10 protein-coding genes are annotated in these 13,327 nt (G+C 74.6%); 9 read left to right on the plus strand and 1 reads right to left on the minus strand.

Features of this window, described 5'->3' with window-relative positions; translation table 11 throughout:
• The first annotated feature begins 91 nt into the window (after positions 1-91).
• Together OG871_RS25210 and OG871_RS25215 are read left to right on the plus strand one after the other, a co-directional pair.
• Positions 92-463, plus strand: a complete 372-nt coding sequence (locus OG871_RS25210) for a helix-turn-helix domain-containing protein (protein ID WP_371499516.1) — start codon at positions 92-94, stop codon at positions 461-463.
• 52 nt (positions 464-515) lie between these two features.
• Complete coding sequence (locus OG871_RS25215; RefSeq protein ID WP_371499518.1) at positions 516-824, plus strand: hypothetical protein; 309 nt, start codon at positions 516-518, stop codon at positions 822-824.
• Between the two features lie 24 nt (positions 825-848).
• Here the strand turns inward: OG871_RS25215 and OG871_RS25220 are convergent, their stop codons facing one another.
• Complete coding sequence (locus OG871_RS25220; protein WP_371499520.1) at positions 849-5,483, minus strand: ATP-dependent helicase; 4,635 nt, start codon at positions 5,481-5,483, stop codon at positions 849-851.
• 172 nt (positions 5,484-5,655) lie between these two features.
• Here OG871_RS25220 and OG871_RS25225 point away from each other — a divergent pair, with 172 nt between their 5' ends.
• From OG871_RS25225 to rny, 7 genes are all read left to right on the plus strand, one after another.
• The gene (locus OG871_RS25225; protein WP_371499522.1) at positions 5,656-7,185 is read left to right on the plus strand and encodes a S8 family serine peptidase; all 1,530 of its coding nucleotides are present in this window, start codon (positions 5,656-5,658) and stop codon (positions 7,183-7,185) included.
• Positions 7,186-7,270: 85 nt separating this feature from the next.
• Complete coding sequence (locus tag OG871_RS25230) at positions 7,271-7,825, plus strand: GNAT family N-acetyltransferase (protein WP_371499524.1); 555 nt, start codon at positions 7,271-7,273, stop codon at positions 7,823-7,825.
• A 42-nt stretch (positions 7,826-7,867) separates the two neighbouring features.
• A complete protein-coding gene (locus OG871_RS25235; protein ID WP_371499526.1) occupies positions 7,868-8,062 on the plus strand; it encodes a DUF3046 domain-containing protein in 195 nt (64 codons plus the stop codon).
• 97 nt (positions 8,063-8,159) lie between these two features.
• Positions 8,160-9,539, plus strand: a complete 1,380-nt coding sequence (locus OG871_RS25240; RefSeq protein ID WP_371499528.1) for an AI-2E family transporter — start codon at positions 8,160-8,162, stop codon at positions 9,537-9,539.
• A 148-nt stretch (positions 9,540-9,687) separates the two neighbouring features.
• Positions 9,688-10,794, plus strand: coding sequence for a recombinase RecA (gene recA / locus OG871_RS25245; RefSeq protein WP_371499530.1), 1,107 nt, complete (start codon positions 9,688-9,690; stop codon positions 10,792-10,794).
• Between the two features lie 7 nt (positions 10,795-10,801).
• Positions 10,802-11,650, plus strand: a complete 849-nt coding sequence (locus OG871_RS25250) for a RecX family transcriptional regulator (protein ID WP_371499532.1) — start codon at positions 10,802-10,804, stop codon at positions 11,648-11,650.
• 268 nt (positions 11,651-11,918) lie between these two features.
• Positions 11,919-13,313, plus strand: a complete 1,395-nt coding sequence (gene rny, locus OG871_RS25255; protein WP_371499534.1) for a ribonuclease Y — start codon at positions 11,919-11,921, stop codon at positions 13,311-13,313.
• The last annotated feature ends 14 nt before the right edge of the window (positions 13,314-13,327 follow it).

The raw sequence follows: 13,327 nt of genomic DNA on the forward strand, positions 1-13,327 counted from the left end.
GAACACGACCATGGTCCCCGCACACGATGCGGACAAGGCGGTACGGTGGGGGCGTGACATCTCGATTCGCAGTCCGAGGAGGGAGGCACCGATGATCCTGCTCCGTCGCCTGCTGGGCGATGTGCTGCGTCGGCAGCGCCAGCGCCAGGGCCGCACACTTCGCGAGGTGTCGGCAGCTGCCAGGGTTTCGCTCGGCTACCTCTCCGAGGTGGAGCGGGGGCAGAAGGAGGCCTCCTCCGAGCTGCTCTCCGCCATCTGTGACGCACTGGACGTCCGGATGTCGGAGGTCATGCGCGAGGTCAGCGACGAGCTGTCGCTCGCCGAACTTGCGGCGATGGCCACCCTCTCGGAGGGTGATCTGCTGAGGCCGGTCCTCGAACCGGTATCGCTGCCGGCCCCCGGGGTCGACCGGGCCGGGACCATCTCGCCCAAGGCTGCCGCCATGGACGTGGTAGCGGCCTGACCCGGCCTCGCCCTCCCCGCGCCCCGCGCGGGGCCGAGCGGAGGAGGCCGTGGTGCGGACTACGTGGTCGGTGTGCGCGACCGCTGCGGAAGCGGTCCTGCGGCGAACGGCCGGGCGGTGCGGCCCCTGGTGGGTCGCGCTGCTGCTCACGGGTACAGCGCTCTGGCTGCTGACGGCTGGCGCCGCCGGTCTGGGCGGCGCCGCACTCGGCATGCTGGCCGGCGGCTGGGGCCTCGGGCTCGTCCCGGTGCACAGCAACCGCCTGCTCACCGGACCGCAGCGCCGGACGGCCGCGCCGCCGCAGCCCCCGGATCCCGCCGACCCGTCCGCTCCCGCGGCCTCCGGGGCCGCCGGGACCTGACGGACTCGGAGCAACCCGAAGAGCTCAACCGCGCAGGCGGTAGCCGCGCGGCGTGGGGTGGAAGCCGGCCTCCTCCAGCGACGTGCCGAGCGCCGAGGTCAGGGCCGCTTCACCGTTGATCCGTTCGACCGTGACGGTACCGAGGGCGCCGGCCCGGACGGCCTGCGCGAGCGCGGCCGTCGCGGGCTCCGGGGCGGACCAGGCCAGCAGCGACCTGCCGCCCCGCTCGACGTACAGGCTCAACTCCCCGTCGACCAGCACCACCAGGGCCCCCGCCTTGCGGCCGGGCCGGTGCCCGGAGACGGCCCCGGCGTCCTCGGACCCCGTGGGTGGCTCGGGCCACGGCAGCGCCGCGCCGTACGCGTTGGCCGGGTCCGCCGCAGCCAGGACCAGCACCTGCGGTGCCTCGGTCGGGGCGGCCGACGGCCATTCGGCCCCGGTGGTCCGCTCCAGCCGGCCGTTGACCGAGCGCAGCCGGTCGGCCGCGCCGTCCATGGCGAACTGGGCGCCGCCCAGACCCTCCACGAAGTAGCCCCGGCGGGCCCGTCCGCGTTCCTCGAACGCCGACAGCACCCGGTAGACCCCGGCGAAGCCGCCCGGGACCCGCTCGGCGGCCACCGCGCCGCGGGTGAGCACACCGTGCCGGTCGAGCAGGCCCTGTGCCTGGGCCGCGGCCCGGGCGGTCGGCTCGGTGTCGTACTCCGGCAGCAGCGACCAGCGGCCGACGGCGGTGGGCGGGCCCGAGCGCAGCGTGCCGGGGCGGCCCAGGGCCCGCCCGGCGCCGCCGTAGCGGCCGCGCGGGGCGGCTCTGGGCGCCCGGTGCGCCGTCGACCCGGCGGTGCGGCCCGAGCCGAGCAGGGCCCGCAGCGGGGCCAGCGTGTCGTTGGTGACGTACCCGGCCCAGACCAGGTCCCACAGGGCCTCGGTGAGCTCGGCCTCCGGGGTGTCGGGGGTGCGCTCCGCGAGCTGGCGGAAGAACAGGCCGTAGCCGCCGGCCAGGGCCGACAGCAGGGCGGTGTGGACGGGCGTCAGCGCGGGCTGGACGGGCTCGGGGCGCAGCAGGTGGGCGTCCTGGGGCAGGTGGAGGCCGATCCAGCCGTCCTTGCCCGCCAGCGCGCCGGCCCCGGACCAGCCGATCTCGCCGGCGGCCATCAGCTCGTCCAGCAGGCCCGGTGTGTAGTCGGCCAGCCGGGCGGGCAGGACCAGTTTCTCCAGCGCGGAGGCGGGCAGCGCGGTGCCCTGGAGCTGCTCCACCACCCGGAGCAGGCCGTCCGGGCCGCGCAGCCGGTGGCCGGCAAGGTGCTGCCACTGCGGCAGGAACGCGGCCAGGGCGCGGGGCGGGACGGGCTCGACCTCCTGCCGCAGGGCCGCCAGTGAGCGCCGACGCAGCCTGCGCAGCACTTCGGCGTCGCACCACTCGACGGTGGAGGTGTGCCCCTCGATCGGGCGGAACTCGCCCTGGACCAGGCGGCCGGCGGCCGTCAGCCGGTGCAGCGTGCCGACCACCACCGCGGTGCCGAGGCCGAAGCGGGCGGCCGCCTCGGCGGCGGTGAACGGGCCGTGCGTGCGGGCGTAGCGGGCCATCAGGTCGCCGAGCGGGTCCTTGACCGGCTCGGTGAAGGCCTCGGGGACGCCGACCGGGAGGGGTGTGCCCAGCGCGTCGCGCAGCCGCCCGGCGTCCTCGATCGCGGACCAGCGCTGCTCGCCGCCGGTCCGGACCTGGATCACCCGGCGGGCGGCCTCCAGCTCCAGTGCCCAGAGCGGGTCGGCGCCGCGGGCCGTCAGCTCGGCCTCGCTCAGCGGGCCGAGCAGCCGCAGCGCGTCGGCGACGCCCTCGACGTCCTTGATCCGGCGCTCCGGGGTGAGCCGCTGGAGCTCGGCCTCCAGCTCGGCGAGGACGGCGGGGTCGAGCAGTTCGCGCAGCTCGGCCTGGCCGAGCAGTTCGGAGAGCAGCCGGGAGTCGAGGGAGAGGGCGGCGGCGCGGCGCTCGGCGAGCGGGGAGTCGCCCTCGTAGAGGAACTGGGCGACGTATCCGAACAGCAGCGAGCGGGCGAACGGGGAGGGCTCGGGGGTGGTGACCTCGACCAGCCGGACGGCGCGGGACTCCAGATCGCCCATCAGCTCGGCCAGCCCGGGCACGTCGAAGACGTCCTGCAGGCACTCGCGGACGGCCTCCAGCACGATCGGGAAGGAGCCGTACTCGGCGGCGACCTCCAGCAGCTGGGAGGCGCGCTGGCGCTGCTGCCAGAGCGGGGTGCGCCGGCCGGGGCTGCGGCGGGGGAGCAGCAGGGCCCGGCCGGCGCACTCGCGGAACCGGGAGGCGAACAGGGCCGAGCCGCCGACCTGGTCGGTGACGATCTGTTCGATCTCGGCCCGGTCGAACAGTGCGGCGTCGGCGCCGACCGGGGCCTCCTCGGTGGCGGGCCGGTCGGCGGGGAAGTCGAGCAGGTCGGCGTCCGGCAGACGCAGCACGATGCCGTCGTCGGCGTGCATGACCTGCGGGTCGAGGCCGTGCTTCTCGCGCAGCCGGGCGCCGATGGCCAGCGCCCAGGGGGCGTGCACCTGGGCGCCGAACGGGGAGTGGATGACGATCCGCCAGTCGCCGAGCTCGTCGCGGAAGCGCTCGACCACGATGGTGCGGTCGTCCGGCAGATGGCCGCAGGCGGTGCGCTGCTCGGCGAGGTACGTCAGCAGGTTGCCCGCGGCCCAGTCGTCCAGGCCGGCCGCGCGCAGCCGCTCGGTGGCGGCCTCGGGCTGCAGGGCGCCGAGTTCGCGCACGAAGGCCCCGAGGGCGCGGCCCAGCTCCAGCGGGCGGCCCAGGGTGTCGCCCTTCCAGAACGGCAGCCGCCCGGGGATGCCGGGGGCGGGAGTGACCAGCACCCGGTCGTGGGTGATCTCCTCGATCCGCCAGGAGGTGGTGCCGAGGGTGAAGACGTCGCCGACGCGGGACTCGTAGACCATCTCCTCGTCGAGTTCGCCGACCCGGCCGCCGCCCTTCTTGGGGTCGGTGCCCGCGATGAAGACGCCGAACAGGCCGCGGTCGGGGATCGTGCCGCCGGAGGTGACGGCGAGCCGCTGGGCGCCGGGGCGGCCGGTGACCGTGCCGGCGACGCGGTCCCAGACGAGCCGGGGGCGCAGCTCGGCGAAGGCGTCGGACGGGTAGCGCCCGGCGAGCATGTCGAGGACGGCGTCGAAGGCGGACTGCGGGAGGGTCGCGAAGGGGGCGGCCCGGCGGACGGTGGTGAGCAGTTCGTCGACGTCCCAGGTGTCCAGGGCGGTCATCGCGACCAGTTGCTGGGCCAGCACGTCCAGCGGGTTGCGGGGGATGCGCAGGGCCTCGATCCGGCCGTCCCGCATCCGTTCGGTGACCACGGCGGACTGGACCAGGTCGCCCCGGTACTTGGGGAAGAACACGCCGGTGGAGACGGCCCCGACCTGGTGGCCGGCGCGGCCGACCCGCTGGAGGCCGGAGGCGACCGAGGGCGGCGACTCGACCTGGACCACCAGCTCGACGGCGCCCATGTCGATGCCGAGCTCCAGGCTGGAGGTGGCCACCACGGCGGGCAGCCGGCCGGCCTTGAGCTCCTCCTCGACCAGGGCGCGCTGCTCCTTGGAGACCGAGCCGTGGTGGGCCCTGGCCAGGACGGGGGGCGCGCCGGCGGCGGCGCCGGAGCCGCCCATCAGCTCGGCGGGGGCGTGTGCGGCGGGCAGGGCGGTGCCGGAGGCACGCTCGACGGCGATCTCGTTGAGCCGGTTGCACAGGCGCTCGGCCAGTCGGCGGGAGTTGGCGAAGACGATGGTGGAGCGGTGGGCCTGGACGAGGTCGACGATCCGCTCCTCGACGTGCGGCCAGATGGAGGCCTGGCGCGCCGGGTCGTCGGTGGTGGCCGGGAGCTCGTCCAGGTCGGCGACGGGGACGACGACGGAGAGGTCGAACCGTTTGGTGGAGGGCGGCTGGACGACGGCCGCGCCGCGCTGCGGGCTGAGGTAGCGGGCGACCTCCTCGACCGGCCGGACGGTGGCGGACAGTCCGATCCGCCGGGCCGGCCGGTCGAGCAGCTCGTCCAGCCGTTCGAGGCTGAGCGCGAGGTGGGCGCCGCGCTTGGTGCCGGCGACGGCGTGCACCTCGTCGAGGATCACCGTGTCGATGCCGCGCAGGGCCTCCCGGGCGGCGCTGGTGAGCAGCAGGAAGAGCGACTCCGGGGTGGTGATCAGGATGTCCGGCGGATGGCTGGTGAAGCGGCGGCGGTCGGCCGCCGGGGTGTCGCCGGAGCGGATCGCGACCTCGACGTCCGGCTCGGGCAGGCCGAGCCGGACGGCGGCCTGGCGCAGGCCGGCCAGCGGGCCGCGCAGATTGCGCTCCACGTCGACGGCGAGGGCCTTGAGCGGCGAGATGTAGAGCACCCGGCAGCGGCGTTTCGGGTCGGCCGGGGGCGGGGTGTGGCTGAGCCGGTCGAGGGCGGAGAGGAAGGCGGCCAGCGTCTTGCCGGAGCCGGTGGGCGCGACCACCAGGACGTCGGTCTGCTGCCGGATCGCGGCCCAGGCCCGGGTCTGAGCCTCGGTGGGTGCGTCGAAGGCGCCCGTGAACCAGGCCCGGGTGGCCGGGGCGAAGCCGGCCAGCGAGTCCGTCGGGGGCTCGGTGTTGCTGTGCGGCGCCATGCCCCCATGGTGCACGCCGCCACTGACAGCGGCGGTCGCGGGCCCGGGTGGCCCCTGCTGCCGCAATCTGGCGGGCAAACCCGGACAAAATGACCATAGGGTAATAGCTCAGAGCCTCGCTGGATGGCGCTGGAGCACCCTCTGGACCGGCCCGACGAGCGGAGACCGCACGATGGAGCAGGTGAGCCCGCCCGGCGGAACCGCCCGGCACCACCGCGGCCCGGCCCGCATCCTGATGGTCATGCTGCTGACCGCGCTGCTGCTCGGCGGAGCCGTCCCGTACGTCTCCGGCCCGGCCCGCGGCTACCTCAGCTACCTGGTGCTCGCCGACCGGCAGGACGCCGCGGGCGCCGAACTCGCCGCCGAGCAGGCCCGCGCGGCCGGCGGTCTGGTGCTGCAGGACTACCCGCAGATCGGCGTGGTGCTCGCCTACGCCACCGGCGCCTTCGCCGAACGCCTGCGCGGCCGGCCTGGGGTGGCCGCCGTCGGAGCCACCCGGACCACCCCCGTACCGGGACCGCCCAGGCCGCTTCGCGGCGCCGGATCCTTCGCGCCGAGCACGGACGGTGCCGACGACTCCACCGCGACCGTGCCCGACCCCGGGGAGCAGAGCGACTGGAACCTCGCCATGATCGGCGCCACCGAGTCGCAGAGCCGGTTCGCCGCGCTGCTCCGCGCCCCCGGCCTGGCCCAGAGCGCCGCCCGGACCCCCGACGCGCCGCCGCTGCCCAATGCCCCGGCACTGCACGGCGTCCTGGTCGCGGTGCTCGACTCCGGGGTCGACGACACCCATCCGGACCTGCGCTCCGCCGTCGACCCCCAGGCCTCGGTCTCCTGCGCCGACGGCAGGCCCGACGCCCGGTACGGCTCCTGGCGGCCCGACCCCGGGGTGGCCGAGAGCGGACACGGCACCCATGTGGCCGGCATCGTCGGCGCGGCCCGCGACGGCCACGGCGTCACCGGTGTCGCCCCCGGGGTGCGGATCGCCGCCGTCCGGCTGCTCGGGCCGCTCGGCCAGTACTACACGGAGAACATCGTCTGCGGGATGCTCTGGTCCGCCGACCACGGCGCCAAGGCCGTCAACGACAGCTACTTCGCCGACCCGTGGAAGTACAACTGCCCACAGGACGAGGACCAGGCGGCGCTGGCCGCCGCCGTCGGCCGGGCCGTGGCCTACGCCCAGCGGAAGGGCGCCGTGGTGGTCGCCTCGGCCGGCAACGACAGCCAGGACCTGACCGCTCCCCGGCCCGACCGGCGCAGCCCCAACGACCGGCTCTCCGGCCCCGGCGAGGACCGGCTGCTCGGCAGCGAGTGCATCCGGCTGCCCGGCGAACTCCCCGGGGTGCTGACCGTGAGCGCCGTGGACCGCCGGGGCCTGCCCGCCGGCTACTCCAACTACGGGCGCGGCCGGATCTCGATCGCGGCCCCGGGCGGCGACCCGGACGGGGGCACCCAGGGCGCGGTGGTCTCCGACTGGCCCGGCGGCCAGTACGCCGCCCTGGCCGGCACCTCGATGTCGGCCGCGCACGTCACCGGCGCGGTGGCGGTGGCGGTGGCGGCCCACCCCGACTGGGGCCCGGACGAGGTGGTCGCCCGGCTGGCGGCGGCCGCCGCGGCCGGCTGCCAGCGTGCCGCGGCCGTCTGCGCGGACCCGTCGTACCGCGAGTACTACGGCGCCGGGGTGCTGGTCCTGCCCGACTGACGGCCGCCCGGTCCCGGGCCCCGGGCCGCCGGAGCCCGGAGAAAACCGGAGGCGGCCGCGGGGTGGGCCGGTGCAGGATCGAGCGGTGTCCGTACACCTGACGACCGAACGGCTGCTGCTCCGCCGCTTCACCGCCGCCGACGTCGACCTGCTGGTGGAGCTGGACTCCGACCCGCAGGTGATGCGCTACCTGACCGGCGGCACGCCCACCCCGCGCGAGGTGGTGGAGCGGGAACTGCTGCCCCGGTACCTCGACGCGTACCGCCGCCACCCGTCCTTCGGCCACTGGGCCGCGATCGAGCGGGCCGGCGGGGAGTTCCTGGGCTGGTTCGAGTTCCGACCGCACCGGGACGGGCCGCCCGGCGAGGTCGAGCTCGGCTACCGTCTGCGGCGGGCCGCCTGGGGGCGGGGGTACGCCACCGAGGGCTCGCGTGCACTGGTCCGGCACGGCTTCACCGCACTGGGGGTCGACCGGGTCTTCGCCACCACCATGGCGGTCAACCTCGGCTCCCGGCGGGTGATGGAGAAGGCGGGGCTGCGGCTCGTCCGCACGTTCCACGAGGACTGGCCCGAACCGGTCGAGGGAGCCGAGCACGGCGAGGTGGAGTACGCCCTGGAACGGGCGGACCGGCAGCCGTAGGAATCCCGGCCGGTCGCCGGGACGGTTTGGGATACTGGCGGCATGAGGCTGACGGAGTTCTGGCGACGGATGCACGAGCACTTCGGCGAGGTGTACGCCGAGTCGTTCGCGCAGGACCACCTGATGAGCGAACTCGGCGGCCGGACGGTCAACCAGGCGCTGGCGGCGGGCTGGGAGGCCAAGGACGTCTGGCGGGTGGTCTGCCGGACGCAGGGCGTGTCCGCGCTGCTGCGCTGACCGGACGGGCTGACCGGAGGGGCAGGGCCGGGGCGCCGACGCACCCGGGGCGCCCGGTCCGTCCGGTTCGCCCCGGTTCATGGGTGAGACTGGCCCGGTGGTCAGCAGCGCAGAACCCCAGACGAAGGACCCGGCCCCCGCACGTCGAGCCCCCGCAGGCCGTACCCGGCTGACCGGCGGTGCGATGCCCAGGTGGCTGCCCCGGGCGATGGTGCTGGCCCTGGTGCTGGTCGGGCTGTTCAAGCTCGCCGACTGGGCCTTCCACCAGTTGATCGACCTGTTCGTGATGCTGCTGGTGTCCTTCTTCCTCTCGCTGGCGATGGAACCCGCGGTGGACCGGATGGCCGCCCGCGGGGTGCGCCGAGGGCTGGGCACCTTCCTGGTGTTCATCGGCCTGGCGGTGGCGGTGGCCGGCTTCCTGACCGCCCTCGGCACGCTGCTCGTCGACCAGGTCACCCAGATCGCCGGCCGGCTGCCGCACCTGCTCGACAATCTGATCGGCTGGGTCAACCGGACCTTTCACCAGGACTTCTCCCTGGACCAGCTCCAGCACCAGGTGCTGCAGGACTCCGGCACCATCGAGAAGTACGCCCAGCAGGCCGCCGACAACGTGTGGGGCGTCTCCAGCACGGTGATCGGCGGCCTGTTCCAGGCCTTCACCGTCGGGCTGTTCACCTTCTACTTCACCGCCGACGGGCCCCGGGTGCGCCGGACGGTCTGCTCGCTGCTGCCTCCGGACAAGCAGGGCGAGGTGCTGCGGGCCTGGGAGATCGCACTGGCGAAGACCGGTGGCTACCTCTACTCCCGGGCGCTGCTGGCGCTGGTGTCCACCGTGGCGCACTGGATCGTGTTCCAGATCCTCGACCTGCCCTACGCCATCGCGCTGGGCATCTGGGTCGGTGTGATGTCGCAGTTCGTCCCGACCATCGGCACGTACATCGCCGGTGCGCTGCCCGTCCTGGTGGCGCTGACCGTCCAGCCGTCGGACGCGTTCTGGGTGCTGGCCTTCGTCATCGTCTACCAGCAGATCGAGAACTACCTGCTGCATCCGCGGATCACCGCGCGGACGGTGGACGTGCACCCGGCGGTGGCCTTCGGTTCGGTGATCGCCGGGGCGGCGCTGCTGGGCGCGGTGGGCGCGCTGATCGCCATCCCGGCCGCGGCCACCCTGCAGGGCTTCGTGGGCACGTACGTGCGCCGCTACGAGGTGACCACCGACCCGCGGATCGACCGCGGGAAGGCCTGGCGGGAGCGGCGCCGACTGGCCGCCCGCCGGCTGCGGCGGATGGTGGGCGCGCCGGAGGCGGACGAGGGGGAGCCGGGTGGGCGCGAGTCGCGTGAGTCGGACGAGCGGGAGCGGGTGGACCGCGGGTCGGACCGGCGCGGGCGCGTGGAGCGTGCGCCGCAGGGTCGGGGCCGGGACGGCTATGGGACCGGTGATTGCGCAGGTCAGGGCGGGGCCGGGAAGCAGGGGTAGGGATCCCTGCGGGAATCGAACATTCGTTCCCTATACTCAATGGCGGCGAGTTTTCCACAGGCCGAGCCCGATCGGGGCCGATTGTCAGTGGGACGCGCTAGCGTCGATGACGATGAAGCGCACAGCACAGAACCCGAGGGTGGAAGCCATGGCAGCAACGGACCGCGAGAAGGCTCTTGAGACCGCGCTCGCCCAGATCGAGCGGCAGTTCGGCAAGGGCTCGGTGATGCGCCTCGGCGACCAGGCCCGCAGCCCGATCGACGTGATCCCGACCGGATCCACCGCGCTGGACGTCGCGCTCGGCGTCGGCGGCATCCCGCGCGGCCGGGTGGTCGAGATCTACGGCCCGGAGTCCTCCGGCAAGACCACGCTGACCCTGCACCTGGCCGCCAACGCCCAGCGGCTCGGCGGCACCGTCGCGTTCGTCGACGCGGAGCACGCGCTCGACCCGGAGTACGCCCGCAAGCTCGGCGTGGACACCGACGCCCTGCTGGTCAGCCAGCCGGACACCGGTGAGCAGGCGCTGGAGATCACCGACATGCTGATCCGCTCCGGCGCGATCGACCTGGTGATCATCGACTCGGTGGCGGCGCTCGTGCCGCGCGCGGAGATCGAGGGCGAGATGGGCGACTCGCACGTCGGTCTGCAGGCCCGGCTGATGAGCCAGGCCCTGCGCAAGATCGCCGGTGCGCTGAACCAGTCGAACACCACCGCCGTGTTCATCAACCAGCTGCGCGAGAAGATCGGCGTGATGTTCGGTTCGCCGGAGACCACGACCGGTGGCCGCGCGCTGAAGTTCTACGCCTCCGTCCGGCTGGACATCCGCCGGATCGAGACCCTGAAGGACGGCACCGAGGCGGTCGGCAACCGCACCCGCGTCAAGGTCGTCAAGAACAAGGTCGCCTCGCCGTTCAAGCAGGCCGAGTTCGACATCCTCTACGGCGTCGGCATCAGCCGCGAGGGCGGCCTGATCGACATGGGCGTCGAGCACGGCTTCATCCGCAAGTCCGGCGCCTGGTACACCTACGAGGGCGACCAGCTCGGCCAGGGCAAGGAGAACGCGCGCAACTTCCTGCGGGACAACCCGCAGCTGGCCGACGAGATCGAGGCCAAGATCAAGGGCAAGCTCGGCATCGGCCCGAAGGTCGAGGCTCCGGCCGATGCGGCGGACGCGCCCGCCGCTGCCGTCGAGGCCCCCGCCGCCGCACCGGCCAAGACCGCGGCGGCGAAGAAGACGGCGGCGGCCAAGGCCTGAGTCGTTGATGCACCACCCCGACCAGTCACCGGGCCGCTCCGAGGAGCCCGGTGACTGGGGACCGCCCGACTGGTTCGCCGCCGTCGCGGAGCCGGAGCCGGAGCCCGGGCGGGCTGTGACGCCCGGGTCGGCCGCACTGCCGGAGCCGGTGCTGGACCTCTCGGAGTTGATGCCCGCCTCGCAGCTGCCCGGCGGGCGTCGGCGTCGGCGCAGCGCGGTCGCCGACGAGACCGCCGGTCCGGCCGGCGCCCCCGTGGAGCCGACCGCCGAGTCCTTCGCCGGACCGTCCGCGGGGCCCGGTGCGCGTGAGCGCCGGCAGCGGCGGGACGGGCCGTCGGCCGCCGAGCCGGCGGAGTCCGCCGATCCGGAGACCAGGGCGCGGGACATCTGCCTGCGGTTGCTGACCGGTGCGGCGAAGACCCGGAAGCAGTTGGGCGACGCCCTGCGGCGGCGGGAGATCCCGGAGGAGATCGCCGAGCAGGTGCTCGACCGCTTCGAGGAGGTCGGGCTGATCGACGACGGCGCCTTCGCCGAGGCCTGGGTGGAGTCGCGGCAGGGCCGCCGCGGACGACGGGCGCTGACCCAGGAGCTCAGGACCAGGGGAGTCTCGGGCGATCTGGTCGAACAGGCCGTGGCCCAGGTGGACTCCGAGGACGAGACCGACTCCGCGCGGGCGCTGGTCGACCGCAGGCTGCGGAGCACCAGGGGTGTGGAGCGGCAGGCCCGGATCAGGCGGCTGGTCGCGATGCTGGCCCGGCGCGGTTACCCGGAGGGGCTGGCCTTCCGGGTCGTCCTGGCGGCGCTGGCCGACGAGGGCGGCCAGGACGAGGACTCCTCGGACGGCGGCGACTGGTGACGGCGCCGCCTTGCCGCCGTTGCCGCCGACCGGGCCTGTTCATCGGGCCCCGGGTTCCGCCGACCGCGCTGTGGCTGACGGCGCGTCCGGTCCATCGACGTCAATTCTCGATCGCATCTTGACCGTTTCGTAACCTGCGCCTAGCCTCGCAAGCAGCGAGGCGGTCTCTCCGATCATGTCGACGGCGCGCGGGGCGCGAGGTCGGCCGAAGGCGGTTCCCTCGCCGCCGCCACGGCAGAGTGTGCGCAGGGACGGGGGAGTGAGTCGGATGACGATCGCGACTGAAGCCGGTTCGGGGCCCGTTCTGCTGGGAGCCGGTCTGGTGCTGGCCCTGGCGCTGTGCCTGGTGCTCGTCGCCGGCTGGATGATGCTCCGTCAGCGCCGGACGGAGCTGGACCGGCGCGAGGAGCGCCTGGCCGCCGAGCTCGGGCGGCTGCACCTCCAGGAGGACGAACTCGCCACGCGCTCGGCCGAGCTGGTGGTCGCCGAGGCCGAGCTGCGGGAGCTGGAGGCCGGTCACCGGCAGGCGCTGGAGCGGGTCACCGGGCTGACGGCGGCCCAGGCGCGGGCGGAGATCGTCCGGGAGGTGGAGACCGAGGCCAGACGTGAGGCCGCGGTGACGGTGCGGGAGCTGGAGCGGGCGGCCAGGGCCGAAGGGGAACTGCGGGCGCGGGAGATCATCGCGGTCTCGGTCCAGCGGCTGGCCACCGAGCAGACCGCCGAGTCGGTCACCACGGTCTTCCCGCTGCCCAACGAGGACATGAAGGGCCGGATCATCGGCCGTGAAGGGCGCAACATCCGCGCGTTCGAGGCGGTCACCGGCGTCAACCTGGTGGTGGACGACACCCCGGGGGTGGTCCAGCTCTCCTGTTTCGACCCGGTCCGCAGGGAGGCCGCGCGGCTGACCCTGGAGGCGCTCGTCGGGGACGGCCGGATCCAGCCGGCCCGGATCGAGGAGGTCCACGAGCGGAGCCGGGCCGAGGTGGAGCGGCTGTGCGTGCGCGCCGGGGAGGACGCGCTGCTGGCCGTGCGGGTCGGCGAGATGGCCCCGGAGCTGGTCCGCGCCCTCGGAACGCTGCGCTACCGGACCTCGTACGGGCAGAACGTGCTCGGCCACCTGGTGGAGTCGGCGCACCTGGCCGGGATGATGGCGGCCGAGCTGGGGGTGCAGCCGGAGCCGGTGCGGCGCGCCGCGCTGCTGCACGACATCGGGAAGGCGCTCAGCCACGAGGTGGCCGGGAGCCACGCCGCGGTCGGGGCCGAGTTCGCGCGGCGGCACGGGGAGCCGCCGGAGGTGGTGCACGCGATCGAGGCGCACCACGGCGAGGTCGAGCCGGGCACGGTCGAGGCGGTGCTGGTGCAGGCGGCGGACGCGTGCTCGGGTGGGCGGCCGGGGGCCCGACGGGAGTCGGTGGAGACGTATGTGCGCCGGCTGGAGCGGCTGGAGGAGATCGCTCGCGGGTACGACGGGGTGTCGAAGGTGTTCGCGATGCAGGCGGGGCGCGAGGTGCGGGTGATGGTCCAGCCCGAGCTGGTGGACGACCGGCGGGCCCAGGTGATCGCGCGGGAGGTGGCCCGGCGGGTGCGGGAGGAGCTGACGTACCCGGGGCAGATTCGGATCACGGTGGTGCGGGAGAGCCGGGCGACGGAGTTCGCGCGCTGACGGCGCGGTGACGG

Source organism: Kitasatospora sp. NBC_00374, from assembly GCF_041434935.1.
GTDB lineage: Bacteria > Actinomycetota > Actinomycetes > Streptomycetales > Streptomycetaceae > Kitasatospora.

Bases quoted from the DNA above. Each gene is read 5' to 3' on its own strand.
- rny (WP_371499534.1), top strand. From the start codon at position 11,919: ATGACGATCGCGACTGAAGCCGGTTCGGGGCCCGTTCTGCTGGGAGCC.
- OG871_RS25250 (WP_371499532.1), top strand. From the start codon at position 10,802: ATGCACCACCCCGACCAGTCACCGGGCCGCTCCGAGGAGCCCGGTGAC.
- OG871_RS25220 (WP_371499520.1), bottom strand. From the start codon at position 5,483: ATGGCGCCGCACAGCAACACCGAGCCCCCGACGGACTCGCTGGCCGGC.
- OG871_RS25235 (WP_371499526.1), top strand. From the start codon at position 7,868: ATGAGGCTGACGGAGTTCTGGCGACGGATGCACGAGCACTTCGGCGAG.
- recA (WP_371499530.1), top strand. From the start codon at position 9,688: ATGGCAGCAACGGACCGCGAGAAGGCTCTTGAGACCGCGCTCGCCCAG.
- OG871_RS25210 (WP_371499516.1), top strand. From the start codon at position 92: ATGATCCTGCTCCGTCGCCTGCTGGGCGATGTGCTGCGTCGGCAGCGC.
- OG871_RS25225 (WP_371499522.1), top strand. From the start codon at position 5,656: ATGGAGCAGGTGAGCCCGCCCGGCGGAACCGCCCGGCACCACCGCGGC.